The following is a 20744-nucleotide window of genomic DNA, read 5'->3' as shown; positions in this document are numbered from 1 at the left end:
TTCTTTTACTTAGCTTTATACTATGACTGACAAGGAGGTACCTATGAAATCTATACATTTACCCAATGAAGAAACAACTCAAAAATTAGCTTTTGATTTAGCCACACTTAGTGAGAGTGGTGACATTTTCTTACTAACTGGTGATTTAGGAGCTGGTAAAACTACTTTTACAAAAGGTTTTGCTGAAGGACTTGGCATTAAGCAAATGATTAAGAGTCCAACCTACACTCTGATTAAAGAATATGAAACAGGAAAATTACCTTTGTACCATATGGATGTTTACCGTTTAACAGAAGGTGCTTCTGACTTAGGTCTTGATGAATACTTAGAAGGCGATGGTGTTTGTATCATTGAATGGGGACATTTAATTAAAGAAGATATTTACACACCTTACCTCGAATTTTTCCTCGATAAAATCAGTGATAACGAACGTGAATTACGAATTGAATCTTCAACAGAAAACAATCCACGCTTCGAAGCTATCAAGCTTGGCTTAAAAGAAAAAGGTTGGGATATTTAGATGAGTGAACTTGCTATTACCTTACGAGAAGCCACTCCCGCTGACGCTAAAGAACTATTAGCTGTCATGAATATCCTTGATAAAGAAACACCTTTTCTGTTAGTTAACCAACAATCCTTAAAACTAGATACAGAATCAATGGCTGAACAAATTGATTTTATCTATGAGCAAGACAATCAATTAATTCTTCTTGCTTTTAACCACGATGATTTAATTGGTGTTGCCACAGTTATGGGGGAATTAGACTTACCTCTTAAACATATTGGTGAGATTGGTATTAGCATTTTAAAAGAGTACTGGGGATATGGTTTAGGCACTGTGATGCTTGAAGAAATTATCGCTTGGGCTAAAGAGGCTGGTGTTATTAAACGACTTGAAATAAAAGTTCAAGAACGCAATACACGCGCTTTAAAACTTTATGAAAAAGTTAATTTTGAAACGGAAGGTATTATTAGACGAGGTTACTTATCAGAAGACAATGAGTATTTGGATATTGTTTTAATGAGTTATTTGGTATAAAAAAGAAGCTCCTAAAAAGGAGTTTCTTTTTTTATACTATCTTCACCAATTCCTTTAGCGGCTTAACACCAAATGAATTAGCTTGTTTTAATAAAATATTCGCACAGGCTAAACTATCATCTAGTGCGTGGTGATGTTGTTTTAAGTCAATTCCTAAATATTCTGAGACTGTGTTTAATTTATGATTTGGCAAATTTTTATATAACTTACGACTTGTCCTAACTGTACATAGAGATAAAAAGTGAGCTTCTGGTAAATCATAATAAGCCAAACAAGAAGATAGCACTCGGTTATCAAAAGCAGCATTGTGAGCTACAATCAATCTATTTTCTCTAAAATAATGGTTAATCTCATGCCAAACTTCAATAAAACTTGGTGCGTATTCAACATCATCAGGATAAATCCCATGAATCTCACAATTTTTAGGATGAAAAGAAGTTTCAGGTTTGATTAATGAATAATAACTACCCACTATTTCATCATCTTTGACCATGACTAAAGCAATGGAGCACGCACTATGCATTTGATGATTAGCTGTTTCAAAATCATACGCAATAAAATTCATTTTCTAACCTTCTATTCTAATTTTTTGCTGATTTTTTCTTTTTCCTTTTCTTACCATTTCGAGTTCTAGATATTTTTACTTGTTCTGTTTCTACCTTGCTTTTCTCAATCTCTGAATCAATCAAAGCATCTAAACTATTTTCTGAATGTTTACTACTTCTTGTTTTATTAGCAGTTTCATTGCGAGGTTCTTCATCTAATTTTAGAGAAGCATATAAATCATCTTCAAAATCATCATCTAAACTTTTTTTTCGCTTGCCTTTATTTTTTGATTGACGTTTACGGCGTTTTGCTTCTTTCTCAGCTTCTTCTTTTTCTAGTTTTTTCTTATACCATAAATAAGTAGCCACAGCTAAACCTAAAACACCAACTACAATAAGTAAGGTCCATAACCAAACTAAACTTCTTTTTTCTTCTTTAAACTCACTAGGATTATAACTTTCTGAAGAAATACTTTGCTTAGTGCTTGGTGAACTCTCTTTTGAGGAATCAGTTGTTTCTGTACTCTTAAGTTCTTTAATAGATTCTTTGGTTTCTGATTCTTTTTCTTTCTCCTCTTTTGAAGATTCTTCCTTTTTCGTTTCAGAAGAGCTTGCTGGAGTTGAACTTTCACCTTTAGCACTAGAGCTTTCCGTTTCAATGGTATTTTTTTCAAAGTTGAAACGTAAATCAGTTGATGTATCCCCCTCAGCATCAAGCATTAAAACCGTTGAGATTTTAAGCCCTTTAGGGACTGGCATCTCAAACTCACCATTATCATCAGCAACAATATTTCCTGCTACATCATTAATATACACATTAGCATTTGGTCTTGTTTTACCATATAAAACACTTTTTGATTCATCATATCTCAAGTCGTATAATAGCTGTCCGTCCTCAGCCAGTCCATTAACTGGCCATAAAGAGAAAAATAACATTATTAGTCCGATTACTGATAGACGTTTAATTTGTTTTTTCATATCTTTACCTCTATTCTTATTTAACTGTTAACGTTAAACCAACAGGACAATGGTCGCTTCCAAACACATCACTTAAAATAAAACTATCCTCCATTTTAGGTACTAATGCCTCTGACACACAAAAATAATCGATTCTCCAACCCGAATTATTTTGTCTTGCATTAAATCTGTAACTCCACCAAGAATAAGCTCCTTCTAAATCTGGGTAGAAATGTCTAAAACTGTCTACAAAGCCATTAGCTAAAAAGTTAGTAAAAGCTGTGCGCTCTTGATCTGAGAATCCTGGATTTTTACGATTCGTTTTCCAATTTTTTAAATCAATATTATTATGAGCCACATTTAAGTCACCACATAAAATAACTGGTTTTGTTTTTTCTAACTCTTTTAAAAACATTAAAAAATCTTCTTCCCATTTCAAACGATACTCAATTCGTTTTAACTCAGCTTGAGCATTTGGTGTATAACAGTTAACTAAGTAAAAATCTTCATACTCAACTGTAATCACACGACCTTCTTGATCATGCTCTTCTATCCCAATACCATACTTAACACTTAAAGCTTCTTTTTTACTAAAAATAGCAGTTCCAGAATACCCTTTTTTAACTGCATAATTCCAATATTGGTGATAACCTTCTAATTCTAAATCAATTTGACCTTCTTGAAGTTTAGTTTCTTGTAAACAAAAAACATCAGCATCAATTTCAGCAAAAATATCTTCAAATCCTTTTTTAACAACAGCTCTCAAGCCGTTAACATTCCACGAAATTAATTTCAATGATTAATCCTCCCACACTACTTCTACTGTTATTATACATTCTAACACACAAAGTCTTGTTCAAAAATAAAAAATCTACTTAAAATGAATACATTTCTAAGAAGAATTCATTAAAAATAGCCTATCAGACGTAAAATATGTTAGAATAGGCCCGGATAGAATTTACGGATGAGATGAGAGGATTACACATGAATACTGAGAAAATAAAGACTGACTTAAAAGAAATCAAACTATTATTTAATGAACCATTATCAAACTTTACGTACACAAAAACTGGTGGACCTGCTGATTGCCTATTATTCCCTAAATCAATAGCAGAAGTTAAACACATTGTAGATTATTGTAACGAAGAAAATATTAATTGGCTTTGCTTAGGAAATGCTAGTAACCTAATCGTTAAAGACGGTGGTATTGAAGGTTTTGTTATTATGTTAACTGAGTTAAATGAAGTAATAATCAACGATACCTTTGTTACTGCTGATGCTGGAGCTAAATTAATTGAAGTAACTCAAATGGCTCGTGATGAAAAGCTAACTGGTTTAGAATTTGCTTGTGGTATCCCTGGTAGCATCGGTGGAGCTGCTTATATGAACGCTGGAGCTTATGGTGGTGAGTTAGTTGATGTTTTCCATTCAGCAGAGATTCTATTAGCTGACGGCTCTCTTGTGACTTATAAAAGTGAAGACATGAATTTCTCTTATCGCCATAGTGTTTTACAAGAACTAAAAGGAATTGTCCTTAATGTGACTTTTGCTCTTGAAAAAGGAAATCTTTCAGACATTCAAACTAAAATGGATGAACTTACTTTCTTACGAGAAAGCAAACAACCATTAGAATACCCATCTTGTGGTAGTGTCTTTAAACGACCTGAGGGACACTTTACTGGTAAATTAATTCAAGATGCAAACTTACAAGGTTTGAAATGGGGCGGTGCTCAAATTTCAACTAAACACGCAGGATTTATCGTGAACATTGATAATGCTACTGCTACTGATTACGTAGAATTAATCAAACACATACAAGAAACAATTCTTAAAGAATTTGATGTTGTTTTAGAAACAGAAGTTAGAATTATCGGTCGAGAAAAATAAAGAAACAACCTGAAAGTGATTATAATCATTTTTCAGGTTGTTTTTAGTTCTTTTGTCTTTTCTGCAAGATGAAATTCTTGTATGATTATAGCATAACGTGAATTTATTAACATAAGAAAGAGAGAAAACAAATGCCTTTGCAAACAAGAAAAGAACAACGTTATTCTCTACGCACTATTATTATTTTCATCGTCATGATTTCAACTTTCATTTCATTAATTGCCTCAGGGATATTAATACGTAATTATGTTGTTAATCAAAAAATACATCAAGTAGAAGAAAAAATAAAATTAATTACTGATATGGTTGCTCGTCAACCAGAAATAATTCAAGCCTTAGAAACCCCAGCTAACAATGAAACGGATATTCAGCAATTAGCATCAGATATCATGAAAGACACACAAGTTGATTTTGTTGTGGTTTTAGACAAAAATTTAATTCGTTTATCACACCCCGATCAAACAGCTATCGGTAAACCCTTTTCAAATATTCCCGATGCTAAACTTGCCTTAGATGGCAAAAGTCATTTTTCTACTAAAGAAGGGATTTTAGGAGAAGGAACGAGATACTTTACTCCTGTTAAAGACAATCAAGGGAATGTTATTGGTGTCATCTGTGTTGGGCTGCGCTCTATTACCATTGATGCTGAACTAGAAGAGGCTCATACTAAATTATTAATTGGTTTGTTTTTAGGTTTAAGTGTTGGTGTACTTGGTGCAACTTATGGGGCATACCGAATCAAAAAAATCATTTTTAATTTAGAACCTTACGAAATCGCTAATCTTGTTTACGATAAAGAACTTGTGGAACAAGAAATCACTGAAAGTATTTTAGCTATCAATCTTAATAAACAAATCATTTTAATGAATAAAGAGGCACAAAAATTATTAAAAAAAATAGATTCCTCTTATAATTTAAAATTAAATGATTTTTTACCAGAGAAACTCTATCAAGCTCTCTTTGAATCTGTCTTTATTTCAAAACAGAAAATTAAAGACCAAAGATTATCTATCGACCAGCTTAATATTGTAGTCAACACTTCACCTATTTTTGCTAAAAATAAATTTAGAGGGGCTGTTGTGACCTTTCGAGATCAATCTGATTTAACACTGTTAATCCAACAACTAAGTGGTACCGAACAGTATATTGATTCCCTACGCGCTCAAACTCACGAATTCATGAATAAAATGCAAGTTATTATGGGAATGATTGAATTAAAACAATATGATGATGTTTCAAGATACATAAACAAGTTGCATAATAATTTTCAAGCAGAGGTTGGTTATATTACAGACAAAGTAAAATCAGCTGCCATTGCTGGCTATCTTCTTGGAAAAGCAGGAGAAGCACAAGAACAAAAAATCACCTTCATACTAGATCCTAACTCTTACTTACCTGAATTAACAGAATCTGCTGATATCCACGAGTTATTACAAATTTTAGGGAATGTTTTAACTAATGCCTTTGACGCTGTTAAGCTAGAATTTGTTAAGGAAGTAACTCTTTCATTAAATTTTGACAGTGAAGAAGAAATTATTATCATTACCATTAGTGATAATGGATGCGGTATTGATTTATCTTATGCTAATCTAATCTTCAATAACAAATTTTCAACAAAATCAACTAATAGAGGATACGGTCTATATATGGTTCACAAAACTATTACTAGCCGAGCTGGATTAATTGAGTTTTCATCAACTAAGGATTTAGGAACTGAATTTTATATTGAGTTCCCTATTACAAAAGGAGAATATAAATGACAATTTTAATTATTGAAGATGATCCAATGGTAGCTTCAATTAATCAACAATTCATTGAAAAAATAAAGCCAAATACAACTATTAAAAATGTTAGAAATACGGAAGAAGGTTTAAAAATTATTCAATCAGAGAATATTGAATTAATTTTATTAGATGTTTATCTTCCTGGTATGTCTGGTACTGATTTGTTAAAAGAACTCAACAAAATTGGAATTCAAATTCCAGTTATCTTAATTACTGCAGCTGATGATTCTGCTACTTTAAATGATGCTCTAAGCTATCAAGTAATTGATTATTTAATTAAACCCTTTACTTTCGAAAGACTTAAATTAGCTATTAACAAATATGACACATTACATGATATTATCGATCACAATAAAAAAACAGATCAATCAGCCTTAGACTATGTTTTCAATGGCATAACTAATACTAGTGACACGACACTATTTGAAAAAGAATTACCTAAAGGCTTATCCCGCTTAACGTTTAAAAAAATAATGTCAGAAATAGAAAAATTTAAACAACCCTTTTCTACTGAAACTTTAGCAAAACAAGTAACATTATCAAGAATTTCAACCAAAAAATATATCACCTTTTTATTAGAATTGTTCATTCTAGATGAGCAAATGGAATATCAAGAAGTCGGACGACCTATTACTCTATATTCTTTAAAACCTGATTTTAAAGAAAAACTTTTTGATTACCTTTAAAAATACAAAAAGCTGTAAGATATGATTAGTTAATCGCATCTTACAGCTTTATATTAAACTAAAACAACTTTATTAGCTGTTTCACCCGTTGTTAGAACTTCGTTAAAGTTCTCATAGCTTGTTTCAATCATATTAGATAGTGCTTCATCTGTATTTGAACCTACATGGGGAGTTACTAATACACGGGGATACATATCAACTAACATTTGAACTGTTGGGTCTGGTAATGTTTCCCAAGGTTTAAATTCTTTGAAGAATAATGATTGTTCATTAGCAAATACATCAGTCCCAAAACCAGCTAATTTTTCCTCTTGTAACGCTTCTAAAATCGCCTCATTATCTTGTAATTCTCCACGAGCTGTATTTATTAAAATCGCACCATTTTTCATTTTATTAATAAAATTTTTATCGACCATTTTATCGTTTTTTCCAGGAAAATAAGGAACATGTAGACTAACAATATCAGATTCCTTAAGCAACTCATCCAACTCTTTATACGTTAGTATGTCTTTAGTTGCTTCATTTGGATAAATATCATAACCTAAAACTTCAGCTCCTAACCCTTTAAATAATTTTGCTTCTGTTAAACCAATTTTTCCAGTACCTATAATCCCAACTTTACAATTTCTAATCTCCTTACTAAACATTTCACCATCTACTTTAAAATTTTTATTAGCAGTTCTCATTGTTGTATGGGCTGTTGAACGTAGTAACATCATCGCAAGTGTTAAAGATAATTCAGCAATAGCATTTGGTGAATACGAAGGAACTCTAGCAACAGACATGTTATACTCTTCTGCAGCTTCTAAATCAATATGATTAAAACCTACTGTTCTAGTAAATACATATTTAATACCTTCTTGAGCCATTTTTTCAATATTAGTTCTATCCGCTGTACAGTTCCCTCTCAAAAGTACTGCGTCATGATTTTTAAATGTTTCAGCATTATTAGATGTTAACAACTCTTCAATTAACGTTAATTCAAAATCATATTTATTTAAATCCTCAAAGAAAGAAACTTCATTTTCTCTAACACCATAGCATGCAATTTTTAAAGTCATTGTCATAATCCCCTTTAATATTTTTTAGAATAATCCTGATTTACTAATAATTTCTAGAATAACTATCCAAATTGGCGTCATTAAAACCGCAGAGACTGTTGATATAAGTGAACAATTGGAAGCTAAGATAGCCTCTTTATCAAAACTAATCGCATAAGCTGCTGCTACCGTAGCTGTTGGTGTTGCCATCATTATGACGATTGTTGCTAAAGCTTCGAAATTAACTGGTAGAATTCCTGTTACACTTAAAATAGCTAAAAGAACAATATTCAACGCTGGAACTAAAATTACTTTCGCAAAACTATAGTACCAAGATGTTTTATCTGTGGCGGCATCTTTAAAACTAACCTCACCTAAAGTTGCACCAATCGCTAACCAAGCAAGAGGAGATGCTAATCCTGCTAGATAAGTCATGGGTTTAAATAACCAAATTGCTGTTTGATCAATTCTTAAGAAAGCAACTTGTTGCATAGCACCATCTACACCCGCTACTGTTACTTGGGGTAAATAACCTTGGAATACCCAAATGAATAAACCACCAAATGTTGCTAAAACAATTGGATTTAAAAACATTGTTTTAATATTTTTTAACTCCATTTTTAGCCCACTCATTTTTATATAGCCATATGAATATAAAAACACTCTGTAACCTATGTTAAAAATTGAGCAAAACATAACGCCAACAGGACCATAAATTGCACTAACTATTGGTGTTCCAAAAAAAGTTGTCGAACCAAATATTGTTAAAACTCTTAAAGTATCTTGTTTATCACCTTTATATTTTAAAAATAATGGTTTTGAAATAAAAATTAATATCACATAAATAAGTAATCCCCATATTAAAACGTTCATTCCCTGTTTCAATGTATCGTGATCAATATCTTGCATAAATGCATTAAAAGCTAATGCTGGTAAAGCTACTGTTAATACAACTTTAGTCAATATTTTCCCTACTTGATCTGAAAAAATCCCTTTTTTTCGACAGAAAAAACCTAATAAAATAATAAAAATAGTTGAAGTAATAGCACTAATAATATTCATATCTGTTAAAGTCGTTTTGATTATCTCTCCAAAATTCATCATTGTCCTCCAAATGTGTTTTTTATCACAAATTATATTATTAAAAGAAAAGGCCATATTCTTTTGATGAATTAATCATATACTCTGTTAGTGAAAAAGGTAACAATACGTAATTAATTAAAACTTAAGTAACTTAAGTAAGTGAATTCATTCACTTTATTTATCATTCATTATAAAAAGCTATTGCTTAGCGAACTAAGCAATAGCTTTTTATAAATATTCATTTAAATTCTTTTGTTTCCCATAAATGGAAACATTAAAGTTACAGTGATAAGCAGTTAACATGGTAATAAAGAAATAAGGTAACCACTCATACCCAAAAACTTCTGCCCCAATTAAAATGGGGGCTAAAAATGTATTCGTCGCACTACCAAAAACGGCCACATAGCCTAACGCTGCAACAAATTCTATAGGTAAACCCATGAATGATGCCATAACAACTCCAAAAGAACTTCCAATTGCAAAAAGAGGTGTCACTTCCCCTCCTTGAAATCCCACAGCCAAGGTAAGGACTGTTAGCATAATTTTAAGTAAAAAATCATAAGAATAAATTATTTCACCTTGAAAGCTTGCTTCGATTAAATTAGTTCCTAAACCTGAATAACGCCCAGTATGTAAAACAAGAGCAAGTATAGCAACAATCAATCCACCAACAAGAATTTTTTGGTAATTATTTGGCATCCATCTCGTAAAATAAGCTTTAGCTTGTTTTAGCGAAACAGAAAACAATAAACCAACTAACGAAAAAAGAAATCCTAAAATAAGTAATTTGACAACTAATATTGGCGTTATCTCAACATGGTGATTAATCATAAAACTAGATTTTTCAAAATCTAAACCACGGGATACAAAATAAGATGTATAGGCTGCAATCCCTGTATAAAAAATAGACTTCATTTCTAATTTCCCTACAATTAAAACTTCTAAAGCAAAAAAAGTTGCTGCTAAAGGTGTTTGAAACAATCCCGAAAAACCTGCCGCCATTCCAATGACAATAGCAGTTTTAGAAAATTCTTCTTTATCTAGATTTGAAAATATTTTTAATTTTGATACCCAGGAAGACAATGCTGCACCTATTTGAACAGCTACTCCTTCTCTTCCTGCACTGCCCCCAAATAAATGCGTTAACCATGTTGTCACAGTAACTAGTGGAATTAGCATTAGAGGAATATCGCGTTCTTCCCCCTGACCTACTTTAAAAATAAGTCCCATACCTTCTTGAGATTTCTGACTAAATGTTTTATATAGCCACTCTATTAACAAACCAATAATAGGTAACAATAATATCCAGTAGCCAAAATTATTTATTCTAATTGAAGTTACTAGTAATAAAATTTTTCCAAAACCTACTTCTAAAGCTCCTACAACACAACCAATGATAAGGCTAAATAAAAGCATACTCGCTTCTTTTCTAACAATCATATATAAACTCCTTTTCAACTCGACCCTAACAATCATTCTCTATCTATTCTACTTCTAGTATAAATTGATTTCAAACAAACTTTATGGGTAAACGATTAGAAAAAATGAAACCAATTTAAATTATTTTCTAAATTAAGTAAAAGTCAACATCGTTTTTCATGAATTTTTTCAAAATAACTCTCCAATTGTTATTAAAGTCCCTATCCCTTATTAATTAATCTTTTCACTATTAACTACATTCGTGTTATTAAACCCTCATTAATAAAAACACTTAAATAACAAACATAATATTTTAATATTACGAACAAAACTTTCAAAAACTTATTTTATATAGCTAGTTATTTTAATATAAAACATTAATTTTCTATTATTGTCCGATAAAAAGACAATATTTTGTTTACTTGACTTTGTTTTTTATGTTATTATTTTTTCAAATAAAGCAATACTTAAACATTTAGTTGCTTTGTTATTAAATTTTTTATTTTTTTATATTTTAAAGACATGTCCATTATTTTTATTATTAAAAATTTATCAAACAAATATAGGAGGAATTGTATGTTTTTATTATTGTTAGAAATTGTCATCATGGTTTCATTTATTATCTACGGTTTAGTTAAAGGCGGCGCATTAGGTTCAGGTATAACTTCGATTGTTGCATTATTCATTATGTTATTTATTTTCAAATTACCACCTTCTGCTCCACCAGTTACTGCCGTTTTAATTATCATCTCTATTGGAGTTGCAAGTGGTGCCTTACAAGCATCTGGCGGTATGGATTATATGATATCTGTTGCTACTAAAATTATTAAAAAATTCCCTAAAGCCATTACAATTGTTGCTCCCCTTGTTTGTTTCATGTTTGTTTTCGGGATGGGAACTGCGATGATCAGTTTATCATTAGAGCCAATCATTGCTGAAACAGCTATTAAATCTAAAGTAAATCCTAAAGGGGCTTTAATTTCATCAGTACTTGCTTCAAATATGGCTTTACTTTGTAGTCCAGCTTCATCATCAACAGCATTCGTTATTATGTTATTAATGCCATTTGGTATTTCAATGGGTACTTACTTAAGTATTGTTTTACCATCAACTATTATCTCAATTGTTCTTTTAAGCTTAATTTTACTTGTTGTTAACAGAAAAGTTCCTTTCAATGAAGAAACATTAATCGCTGGTGAGGAAATGGTCGAAGTAACTACTCATGACAACAAAGCTAAATATTCAACTTATGTATTCTTAACTTGTGTACTTGGTATTATCGTGTTTGGTTTATTCCCAGGTTTATTACCACAATATACAGTTAACGGAGAAAATGTTGAAATAGCTACAGCAGACTTAGTTCAAATGTTCATGTACGCTTCAGCTGCACTTAATCTTTTATTCTTTAAAGTTGATTCTAAAAAAATCTTAAATGCTCCTGCTACAATGAACGCTTTAGCTGCATCTTTAGTAGTACTTGGAGGTGGTTGGCTTGGAGGAACTATCTTTGGTTCACCAGGTAATCAAGAGACATTAACAAACAGCCTTGGTGCAATTTTAGGGAATTATCCATGGGTTATTATTATTCTATGTAGTTTTGTAGCTATGATTATTGGAGCTCAAACAGCTGTTGCTGCAATTATTTTCCCACTTGCATTAGCACTTGGCGTATCTCCACTATTACTAGTTATCATCGTTCAATGTTTAAATGTTAACTTTATTATTCCAGCACAACCAACTATGTTACTTGCTTGTGAGTTAGATAGAACTGGTCGTACTAAAACATATAACTTTATCGTACCAGGTCTTGCAATCACGGCATTATCAATCGTTGTTTCTTACGGAATGACATTATTTATCTAATACACAACTATTCAGGAGGCTATCTATAATGATTAAAAATATTGACAAATTAATTGAAGGCAAACAAAATGAATACTTTGAACTAAGTGACCGTATTTGGGATATTGCAGAAGTAAAATTCCATGAACAAGAGTCAGCAAAAACAATTATCGCTTTCTTAGAAAAAGAAGGTTTTAACGTAGAAACTAATATTGGTGAGATTGATACAGCATTCATCGGTACTTATGGAGATAAAGGCCCAATCATCGGTTTCTTAGGTGAGTATGATGCTCTTCCTGAATTAAACCAAAAAGCTGGTGCAACAACTAAAGAAACTGACCCAAGTTTAGGTACAACAAATGGACATGGTTGCGGACATAACTTATTAGGTACTGCCTCACTTGCAGCGGCTATTGCAACTAGAGATTACTTAAAAGAAAATAATATTGAAGCACAAATTAGATATTACGGCTGTCCAGCTGAAGAAGGTGGATCAGGTAAAACTTATATGGCTCGTGCCGGTGCCTTTGATGATTTAGATATGGCTTTATGTTGGCACCCAGGAACTGATAACGCAATTATTGGTTCTCCAACATTAGCAAACATCCAAGCAGTATTTGAATTCAAAGGTGTTTCTTCTCATGCTGCTAACTCTCCTCATATGGGACGTAGCGCATTAGATGCTATGGAAATTATGAATATTGGAGCTAACTACTTACGTGAGCATGTTACTCCAGAAGCTCGTTATCACTATGCAATTCTTGATGGTGGTGGTATGCAACCATCTGTTGTTCAAGCTCATGCTAAATCTTTATACCTAATTAGAGCACCAAAAGCTTTCCAAGTGAAAGATATTTATGATCGTTTAGTAAACTGTGCTAAAGGTGCTGCTCTTATGACTGGTACTGAAGTAGAAGTTCACTTTGATAAAGCATGTTCTAACTATATGCCAAATAAAGTGTTATCTAAATTAATGTCAGATACAATGTTTGAAGTTGGCGCTCCTAACTTTAATGATGAAGATATTGCTTTTGCTAAAGAAATGTACGCTTCATTATCAGAAGATGAGAAAAAATTCATGATGGTTCCTCCTGTAACTGCTGTTGAAAAACAAGTTTTAGGTGCTAACCAAGGTAAAGTACTTGCTGATTACATTTACCCATTCAACGAAGCTTTAACAAACATTGTTATGCCAGGATCTACTGATGTTGGTGATGTTAGTTGGGTAGTTCCAACTGCACAATGTGTTATGGCAACAGAAGTTATGAATACTGCACTACATTCATGGCAATGGGTAGCAAATGGAAAAACTCCAATTGCTAAAAAAGGAATGTTGCAAGCTGCTAAAGTAATGGCTGCAACAGCTATGAAAGCTATTGAAAACCCAGAGATTTTAGCTGAAGCTAAAGCTGAATTAAAAGCTATAACAGATCAAACACCATACATCAATCCAATTCCTGCTGATGTAAAACCAAATAGTTTAGGATTATAATAAAAATAAAGGAGCTATGACCAAACTAAGTCATAGCTCCTTTTGTTTTATTCTAATTCATTGCTTTTCATTTTTCGGCGCATAACTAATAAATACATTGCTCCTAAAATAAATGTTAACCCTTGAATAATTGAGGTATTTGAGTTCAAGTACTCACCAGTTTTAGGTAAAAACTGATTGTTTTTTGTAGCCGGTTTACCTTGTGGATTTTGTGGTTCTTTTGGATTCCTTTCATTTGGTTTCCCAGGAGTTTTAGGTGTTTTTTCTTTTTCTTCTGGTTTTGTTGGTACTTCTGGCTCCTCTTTTTCTTCTGGAACAACTGGTACTTCAACTTCAGGAGTTACAGGTTCTACAGGGTGTGTTGGAACTTCATCTTCACCCTCTATTAACGCTGTATTAAGAACACTATCTTTAGCTTTTTCATTTACGGCAGCTTGGAAAGATATTTCGATTTCTTGATTTCCAATCACATTTTTAAAAGTTACTTTAATATGGTTACCATTAATTTCGATATCTTCTTGATTAATTTTAAACTCTTGACCATTAACTTTTACTAGTAAACTTCCTTCTACTAAATCTAAACTCTCTGGTAATTCATCTGTAATAATTACTTTAGAAAGTTTACTTTCAGGGACAACGTTTTTCGCTGCAATGGTATAAGTTAATTTTTCGCCTACTTTAACTTGTTTTTTATCAGCTACTTTATTAGCTTCTAGTTTACCAACTTTAGTTGTTGGTACTTCTGGTTCTTTTGGTTTTACAGGTACTTCTTCTTTTGGTTTAGCTGGTTCCACAGGTTCACCTGTTTTTTCAGGATTCTCTCCCTCGACTAAAGCAATGTTAACAATATTCTCTACTGCTTTATCTGTTACTTTAGCTTTTAAAGAAATACTTATTTTTTGTCCACCTTTTAATTCTTTAAAGGTTACTTTAGCTTTGTTACCAATTGTTTCTATTTTATCTTTATCAAACTCAACGCGTTTACCATCAATTTCTACTTCAACACTATCTTTAACTAAACTTAATCCAGCTGGTAAATCATCACTAATAACAACATTAGTTAAAATACTATCTTTAACAATATTTTCTGCTGTAATTGTATAAGTTAAAATGCCACCTAGTTTAGCTTCTTTCTTATCAACTACTTTAGTTGCTCTAAATTCACCCATTCTAGGCTCGATTGGTTCTACTGGGTCTGTTGGTTCTGTCGTGCTTGGTTCTGTTGTACTTGGTTCTGTCGTACTTGGTTCTGTTGTACTTGGCTCCGTTGCACTTGGTTCTGTTGTACTTGGCTCTGTCGTACTTGGCTCTGTCGTACTTGGTTCCGTTGTACTTGGCTCTGTTGTACTTGGCTCTGTCGTACTTGGTTCCGTTGTACTTGGCTCTGTTGTACTTGGTTCCGTTGTACTTGGCTCTGTTGTACTTGGTTCCGTTGTACTTGGTTCTGTTATGCTTGGCTCTGTCGTACTTGGTTCTGTTGTACTTGGTTCTGTCGTACTTGGTTCTGTTACTTCGGGTTTTTCAGGAATAACTGGTTTACTGCTAAAATTATGGACTTCAAATCCACCATTAGAAATCAGATTATTTACATACAATGAACCATTAACTGATCCACCTTTTGTATCCACAGTTGCATTAGGAGCATAAATATCACCGATCATACCATATCCTGATATTTTAATGTCCGTCATATTTGGTAGAACCCATGTTAATTTCCCTGCTAAATCATATAATTCTTGATTTTGAGGTTTTCCTGTATCTATGGGTTTTCCATCTAATGCAATACTTCCATTAGCAAATCTAATAGCTGATTGATTTGAATAAATTACAACGTGATCATAATCATCAATATTTGGGATTCTAATTTCTTTTAAATCATGATTTTGATTTGACATGTCAGCAAATAAAACTTTTTCATTTCTTTCTGACACGTATAAACTAAATTCTGACTCCCATTGTTTTTGAGCATAATGTAATTTATCTTCAGTTTGACTCGTTACAAAAGATTCTAAATTTGAAATTTCATTATTAATATCATTTTTAAATGTTGTAAATAACGAATCCATTTTTTCTTGAGACCATAATTTTTTTTGAGAATCATCTCTGATATCTAATTTTACTGATTCAGTATAATTATTAGTATAGACAAAATCACCACCTGCTAAAATAACCAAAGCTGGGGATTTAAAATTAAAATCACCATTTAATACTAATCCAGGTGTATTTGGATGTAAACTTGGTTGTCCCATCAACACATGAGCACCACCAGCTGATGCAGCATAACTAAAACCACCCTCGGCTATAATATTCCCACCTACTGCCGCTGATCCCTCAATATCTGCTGTATAGAAAGTGTGATCATTAAAAATGATACTATTATAATCTCGATAATTCTGTGAAACACCATCATCTGTTAGGCCACTTGAAAAGACTGTTAACGGTGAAATAACCGTTCCCATTAGCAACATGACAACTGAAACCAAACTACTAAATCTCTTTTTAAACAATTTCCATAACCTCCTAAATTTGTCACCATCCTTCACATCTCAATTGGTCTATACGTTATATTCAATACGACTTTACAATTTGTTTTCATTAAAGCATATTAAACGAACTTATTAAGCCTTTTTATCTGTTTTTGTAAGAAAAAGAAATATCTTTTACAGATATTTCTTCCCTTGTTCTATTCTTGAATGTATTTATAAGCAGTTCCTAGAGATACATTACACTCTTCAGCTATTTTTCTTAAAGTGTATGATTGATTATGATACAGATATCTAATTTCTTCAATTGTTTCTTCGGAAATTTTGGGACGTCCACCAACCCTTCCACTGCGCCTTGCATTTAAAATCCCTTTCGTTGTTCTTTCACTAATAATAAAACTTTCCATTTCAGCTAGTTCATCAACTAAATTAAAGAATTGCTTGTTACTTACATCTGGATAATCAAAATTTTTGGAAATAACAGTTAACTTAATTTCCTTTTTCTCTAAGAAATTAAAAAATGTTGCTAATTGGGTGATAGATTTACCTAAACTTTTCAATTCATAAACAATTAATTCATCACCTCTTCTTAGACCATTAAATTCTTCTTCATCAAGAATAATCTTTTTAACTCCAAAATGTTTAATTGCTTCAATTTGTTCTTTAATATATGTATCATCTAATGATGAAAAAACATAACCAATTTTCTCCATATAAATCCTCCTAGAATTAAACTTTCTTCTTATATTAATTTATACTTTCCTCAATTTTTCCAATTCCATTACAAATTCTTCCCAATCTTTTGCATTAGGAGATGTTTCCCAAGTTATTTGATAAATATCTGAATAATTTTCAAAATAGATATCAGATAAAATAAGATCCGTTTGTTCATCTATATAATCTTGAAATACAATTTGAAAACCTGTAAATTTTTTGATGATATCCATAATCAAATTAGTGTATTTTTTCCCAAATGAAAAATCAACATATAAGTAGATTGGAATATCAACATGTTTTGTTATTTGACCATTAATAAGTATCAGTAAATATTTATAAAAAAAATATCTATGATTTCCCCAAATTTCTGAGATATTTTTCTGTTCATTTAAATAGTTTTTACTAAATTCAATATAATCTTGAAAACCATTTGTCACTGCTTTGGTATCTAGGGTCTTTAACTCTGTATCAAGAGGTATGACAAAATTTAAGACATTAAAATGTATTAAGTCTATACGAGGAGCATTACTATCAATAAACATAGTTAAATCTGGAAATTCATTTTTGACTTCACTCATAAAATTATAACTATAGATTTTGAAATTTTGGTTTATTGTATTATCTAAATAGTTATCTATTGTTAAAAATTCTTTAGCTACGGCGTAACCTAACAACTCATCTACCTCATTCAATTGCATATTCTTAGGGATAGCACAATTAATTTTTTCTTGTTCATTTAATAAAAAAAGAACTGTAGGATTATCTTCTAGGAATTGAGTATAAACATAAAAATTATCATTATTGATGTAATTATGCTGAGTAAATCTAACAAACATTACATTTAAATAATGGGATAATTTTATTTTCTCAGATTCCTTAAAGGGCTTTTCACGATGTATTTCTATAGCTTTTAATAGGTCCAGCGATTTGTCTTTAGTATCATTAGAATAAACTAGTAAACTCTGATTGGATACTTTGGAAAAAATATAAGAAAAAAATAAACGAATATTCCTTTCATTTCCTCTAATTTTATTTTTTTTAGTAATCGTAAAATCAAACTTACTAATAAAAGTTCTAATATCTGATAACTTGTTATAAACAGTGGAGTAACTCAGGAAATTATTTTCAGCGTAATGATTAATTGAGATGAATTCTTCAAAAAAAAGGGCAACAATTAACGAAAATGTTAATGAATCTTTAACGAGGCATATTTCCAATTGATTTGAGGGGCATTTTTTATTTTTTAGTAACTTAATACCTAAACTACTAGCTTCTAATTTGAAATTATTATCTAAATCATATTTTTCAAAATCTAAATTTAATTCTTCTACCATTTTATTTAGTAGAAATTCTGTAATATCTAAATCTGTAATAATAACTTCTCTCAACGCTTGATGAGATGTAGAATTTTCTAAGTATCGAAGTAATTCCAATTTACGTATATCTACCTTTTCTAAGAAAAAATGAATCATTACTGTTTAATCTCCTCCAATTTTAGAATAACTTGCGGTTATCATAAAGAAGTTTATAAACAATATTCATAATTTATTTACAAAATCTTTAATGCAACTCATCTAAGTTAATTTTATTTTTAAAATATACATTGTTTTTTGAATAAACATACACTCATTAAAAAAAATTCATTAAATTATTAATTTTAAATCCCTCTCGTTATTTCTTTACCCTATTGTTGAAAGCTTTTCTATTGTTTATTTTTTCACTAATCAGCTACTATATATCCCTTTTACTATTATCTCATTTTTTTCAAATCATTTAAAATATGTTAAATGAACACTTTTTATTTCTAGGTGTTTTTAAAATGAAAAAACACCTTGTATTTTTATAAATTTGAATTTATTATCAAATACTTTATTTTTGTTTTTCTAAAACGGATACATCCACTTTAAAAAAATCCATTGCCTTTTTTTGAAAGGTTTGAACCTTTTCAATATCAGTTAGTGAATCATTTAATACTTTTTGATCTTCAATTAAATTTCCTGAATTTTTACTAATATTAATACCTAATTCTGACATTGACTGATAATACCGATTTAAAACTCTTTGTCCTTCCACAGTATTAAGTGTACTTGCTTTTTTTACACTGTATCCTGCTAGAGAAGTTACAACATAATTAATGGTTTGTTTACTTTTATCAGCATCCATTTTTCCAGCTTTCATATCTTCTAATTCATTTTTCAAATCACGTAAATAATAATAACCATCTGTTAAATTAGACGTATCTTCTTTTGATAAATTAGTTGATTGATAATAAGTCACATATGCTGATCCAGCTCCTGCTAGTATTCCTAAGATAAGAAAAACTAGCAGTTTTTGGATATGTTTTTTTCTTTTAACTTTTAATTTAGCTAACAGTGATTTTCTTTTTCGTTTACCATTATTATTTTGTTTTCTAATATTTTTTCCTACATATAAAATTTGGAATAAATAATAAAGAACTAATATAAATGAGATAATGGTTATTGCTATCCCAATAATAAATACCCATTGCAATACGTCCATTAAACTCTACCTCTACTTATCTTTATTTTTTGATGATGATTTTTTTCTAGATTTTCGTCTTTGTTGTTTTTGTTTATTTTTAATTACTTTTGAAATGACAAAAATTGCCATTAATAAACCTAAAATACCTGCAACAATTAACAGAATAATTTTCCAATCAATACCACGATTTTGAACTAATCCAACATCACGTTTATTATATTTTTCTGCATCTTCCTTAGTAATAGTAAAATCCAGATTTTCTTCCCAAGATTTATCTCCTGAAGTTACTAGTACTCTTGCACGGTAATTCCCTGGCACCATTTGTTCACCATTCATTGAAACAAAAAAGTCCATTTGAGAATTAGGTGCCATTGACATTCCTGTCTGTTTTCTTTCATATAAAACATCATGAGACCCTTTTTTTGTAATTTGACTTTCAATTGATAACGTATCTTTTATAAGAGAACCTGTAATATTAGATAAGTTAATTTCAACTGAATTTCGGTAATTACATTGCGAACCACTTGCTTTATTAATTTTTATTTCAGGATCAATTGGTGTTTGATTATTTTGTAATCTCATAGCAACAACGTAACTATAAGTATTACGAACCGTTGCTCCTTGCTGAGGTTTTTCATCTTCTTTATCAGCCTGTTTCATCTGAATACCACCTAAAATAATTCCCTCAAAAGCTTCATTAGGCATTTTTACTTTTATAGGAACCTGCTTAACCTCTCCGCCTTTTATCTCTACAGACTCTGGTGCTGATACTTGTTCTTCAAAAGGAAATTTTAAAGAAGCATCATTTTCAATATCAGCTGGACCATATTCTAATACTCCATTAGAGTTAGTTTTAGTTCCATTAACTGAAATATTAACTGTAATTGGCTTTTTACTTGAATTACTTAGATTTATCATAACTGTTTGCTCTGTATTTGGTTTGGCTTCTATATCAAAATAACCATTTTCCCCACCTATTTGATTGTCTGGATAATCAATTTTGTAGGTAAAACCAACTACATTTTCTAACTTATCATCTGCATGAACTACCTGACTTGGTAATAAACACATTAGAAGCCCTACCATCATTAAACTCATTGTTACAATCGTCTGTTTCTTCTTTTTCTCGTACATACTATTCCTCCACTTTAATATCGTTCGTCTTTTCATGTTCCTAATTAATTCGAACATTTAATAAAAAAAGCTAAGCTGATGAAAATGTCATCAGCTTAATTGATTTACTAAATGAACTATTAAACGTTTCCTAA

At 31.0% G+C, this 20744-nt stretch carries 18 protein-coding genes; 7 read left to right on the top strand and 11 right to left on the bottom strand.

All coding sequences use genetic code 11. From position 1 onward, the window contains the following. Positions 1 to 43: 43 nt before the first annotated feature. Positions 44 to 520 (top strand): tRNA (adenosine(37)-N6)-threonylcarbamoyltransferase complex ATPase subunit type 1 TsaE, encoded by a 477-nt coding sequence (gene tsaE / locus DFR54_RS02290; RefSeq protein ID WP_114288742.1) that lies wholly within the window; start codon positions 44 to 46, stop codon positions 518 to 520. Further along, positions 521 to 1039, top strand: a complete 519-nt coding sequence (locus DFR54_RS02285; RefSeq protein ID WP_114288741.1) for a GNAT family N-acetyltransferase — start codon at positions 521 to 523, stop codon at positions 1037 to 1039. Positions 1040 to 1070: 31 nt separating this feature from the next. Here the strand turns inward: DFR54_RS02285 and DFR54_RS02280 are convergent, their stop codons facing one another. The 3 genes from DFR54_RS02280 to DFR54_RS02270 are packed head-to-tail and all read right to left on the bottom strand — an operon-like array spanning position 1071 to position 3337. Then, the gene (locus tag DFR54_RS02280) at positions 1071 to 1604 is read right to left on the bottom strand and encodes a 3'-5' exonuclease (protein WP_086341860.1); all 534 of its coding nucleotides are present in this window, start codon (positions 1602 to 1604) and stop codon (positions 1071 to 1073) included. A gap of 16 nt (positions 1605 to 1620) precedes the next feature. Further along, on the bottom strand, positions 1621 to 2562 hold the full coding sequence (locus tag DFR54_RS02275; RefSeq protein WP_114288740.1) for a hypothetical protein: 942 nt from the start codon (positions 2560 to 2562) through the stop codon (positions 1621 to 1623). A gap of 16 nt (positions 2563 to 2578) precedes the next feature. Next, entirely contained in the window at positions 2579 to 3337 is a 759-nt protein-coding gene (locus DFR54_RS02270) for an exodeoxyribonuclease III (RefSeq protein WP_114288739.1), read from the bottom strand. 188 nt (positions 3338 to 3525) lie between these two features. Here DFR54_RS02270 and murB point away from each other — a divergent pair, with 188 nt between their 5' ends. The 3 genes from murB to DFR54_RS02255 all read left to right on the top strand — a co-directional run bounded on the left by murB (position 3526) and on the right by DFR54_RS02255 (position 6898). Beyond that, entirely contained in the window at positions 3526 to 4428 is a 903-nt protein-coding gene (gene murB, locus DFR54_RS02265) for a UDP-N-acetylmuramate dehydrogenase (protein WP_114288738.1), read from the top strand. Positions 4429 to 4559: 131 nt separating this feature from the next. Next, on the top strand, positions 4560 to 6188 hold the full coding sequence (locus DFR54_RS02260; RefSeq protein WP_114288737.1) for an ATP-binding protein: 1629 nt from the start codon (positions 4560 to 4562) through the stop codon (positions 6186 to 6188). Then, positions 6185 to 6898: a response regulator gene (locus DFR54_RS02255; protein WP_114288736.1), complete on the top strand. Its 714-nt coding sequence runs from the start codon at positions 6185 to 6187 to the stop codon at positions 6896 to 6898. The genes DFR54_RS02260 and DFR54_RS02255 overlap by 4 nt, the downstream gene beginning before the upstream one ends. A 53-nt stretch (positions 6899 to 6951) precedes the next feature. Here DFR54_RS02255 and DFR54_RS02250 read toward each other — a convergent pair whose 3' ends face one another. From DFR54_RS02250 to DFR54_RS02240, 3 genes are all read right to left on the bottom strand, one after another. Beyond that, positions 6952 to 7959, bottom strand: a complete 1008-nt coding sequence (locus DFR54_RS02250; protein WP_114288735.1) for a 2-hydroxyacid dehydrogenase — start codon at positions 7957 to 7959, stop codon at positions 6952 to 6954. 24 nt (positions 7960 to 7983) lie between these two features. After that, complete coding sequence (locus tag DFR54_RS02245) at positions 7984 to 9039, bottom strand: AEC family transporter (protein WP_114288734.1); 1056 nt, start codon at positions 9037 to 9039, stop codon at positions 7984 to 7986. Positions 9040 to 9249: 210 nt separating this feature from the next. Then, the gene (locus DFR54_RS02240; RefSeq protein WP_114288733.1) at positions 9250 to 10461 is read right to left on the bottom strand and encodes a chloride channel protein; all 1212 of its coding nucleotides are present in this window, start codon (positions 10459 to 10461) and stop codon (positions 9250 to 9252) included. Between the two features lie 555 nt (positions 10462 to 11016). Here DFR54_RS02240 and DFR54_RS02235 point away from each other — a divergent pair. Together DFR54_RS02235 and DFR54_RS02230 are read left to right on the top strand one after the other, a co-directional pair. Further along, the gene (locus DFR54_RS02235; protein ID WP_114288732.1) at positions 11017 to 12303 is read left to right on the top strand and encodes an anaerobic C4-dicarboxylate transporter family protein; all 1287 of its coding nucleotides are present in this window, start codon (positions 11017 to 11019) and stop codon (positions 12301 to 12303) included. A gap of 28 nt (positions 12304 to 12331) precedes the next feature. Further along, positions 12332 to 13774, top strand: coding sequence for a M20 family metallopeptidase (locus DFR54_RS02230; RefSeq protein WP_114288731.1), 1443 nt, complete (start codon positions 12332 to 12334; stop codon positions 13772 to 13774). 47 nt (positions 13775 to 13821) lie between these two features. Here the strand turns inward: DFR54_RS02230 and DFR54_RS02225 are convergent, their stop codons facing one another. The 5 genes from DFR54_RS02225 to DFR54_RS02205 form a co-directional block, all read right to left on the bottom strand. Then, on the bottom strand, positions 13822 to 16281 hold the full coding sequence (locus tag DFR54_RS02225; protein WP_114288730.1) for a collagen-binding domain-containing protein: 2460 nt from the start codon (positions 16279 to 16281) through the stop codon (positions 13822 to 13824). A gap of 176 nt (positions 16282 to 16457) precedes the next feature. Then, positions 16458 to 16970, bottom strand: coding sequence for a recombinase family protein (locus DFR54_RS02220; protein ID WP_114288729.1), 513 nt, complete (start codon positions 16968 to 16970; stop codon positions 16458 to 16460). A gap of 39 nt (positions 16971 to 17009) precedes the next feature. Continuing rightward, complete coding sequence (locus tag DFR54_RS02215) at positions 17010 to 18446, bottom strand: helix-turn-helix domain-containing protein (RefSeq protein ID WP_114288728.1); 1437 nt, start codon at positions 18444 to 18446, stop codon at positions 17010 to 17012. Positions 18447 to 18843: 397 nt separating this feature from the next. Beyond that, a complete protein-coding gene (locus tag DFR54_RS02210; protein WP_114288727.1) occupies positions 18844 to 19494 on the bottom strand; it encodes a hypothetical protein in 651 nt (216 codons plus the stop codon). A gap of 12 nt (positions 19495 to 19506) precedes the next feature. Continuing rightward, entirely contained in the window at positions 19507 to 20610 is a 1104-nt protein-coding gene (locus DFR54_RS02205) for a WxLIP family cell surface protein (protein ID WP_170126902.1), read from the bottom strand. Between the last annotated feature and the right edge of the window lie 134 nt (positions 20611 to 20744).

It is taken from the genome of Vagococcus fluvialis, from assembly GCF_003337315.1.
GTDB classification, from domain to species: Bacteria; Bacillota; Bacilli; order Lactobacillales; family Vagococcaceae; genus Vagococcus; species Vagococcus fluvialis.
Note: the sequence above shows the minus strand (reverse complement) of the source record. Positions and strands in the feature narration are given on the sequence as shown.

Coding starts and splice junctions, on each gene's coding strand:
- DFR54_RS02285 (WP_114288741.1), top strand. CDS start 521: ATGAGTGAACTTGCTATTACCTTACGAGAAGCCACTCCCGCTGACGCT.
- DFR54_RS02280 (WP_086341860.1), bottom strand. CDS start 1,604: ATGAATTTTATTGCGTATGATTTTGAAACAGCTAATCATCAAATGCAT.
- DFR54_RS02245 (WP_114288734.1), bottom strand. CDS start 9,039: ATGAATTTTGGAGAGATAATCAAAACGACTTTAACAGATATGAATATT.
- DFR54_RS02235 (WP_114288732.1), top strand. CDS start 11,017: ATGTTTTTATTATTGTTAGAAATTGTCATCATGGTTTCATTTATTATC.
- DFR54_RS02205 (WP_170126902.1), bottom strand. CDS start 20,610: ATGTACGAGAAAAAGAAGAAACAGACGATTGTAACAATGAGTTTAATG.
- murB (WP_114288738.1), top strand. CDS start 3,526: ATGAATACTGAGAAAATAAAGACTGACTTAAAAGAAATCAAACTATTA.
- DFR54_RS02255 (WP_114288736.1), top strand. CDS start 6,185: ATGACAATTTTAATTATTGAAGATGATCCAATGGTAGCTTCAATTAAT.
- DFR54_RS02275 (WP_114288740.1), bottom strand. CDS start 2,562: ATGAAAAAACAAATTAAACGTCTATCAGTAATCGGACTAATAATGTTA.
- DFR54_RS02215 (WP_114288728.1), bottom strand. CDS start 18,446: ATGATTCATTTTTTCTTAGAAAAGGTAGATATACGTAAATTGGAATTA.
- DFR54_RS02250 (WP_114288735.1), bottom strand. CDS start 7,959: ATGACTTTAAAAATTGCATGCTATGGTGTTAGAGAAAATGAAGTTTCT.
- DFR54_RS02220 (WP_114288729.1), bottom strand. CDS start 16,970: ATGGAGAAAATTGGTTATGTTTTTTCATCATTAGATGATACATATATT.
- DFR54_RS02240 (WP_114288733.1), bottom strand. CDS start 10,461: ATGATTGTTAGAAAAGAAGCGAGTATGCTTTTATTTAGCCTTATCATT.
- DFR54_RS02210 (WP_114288727.1), bottom strand. CDS start 19,494: ATGGACGTATTGCAATGGGTATTTATTATTGGGATAGCAATAACCATT.
- DFR54_RS02230 (WP_114288731.1), top strand. CDS start 12,332: ATGATTAAAAATATTGACAAATTAATTGAAGGCAAACAAAATGAATAC.
- DFR54_RS02260 (WP_114288737.1), top strand. CDS start 4,560: ATGCCTTTGCAAACAAGAAAAGAACAACGTTATTCTCTACGCACTATT.
- tsaE (WP_114288742.1), top strand. CDS start 44: ATGAAATCTATACATTTACCCAATGAAGAAACAACTCAAAAATTAGCT.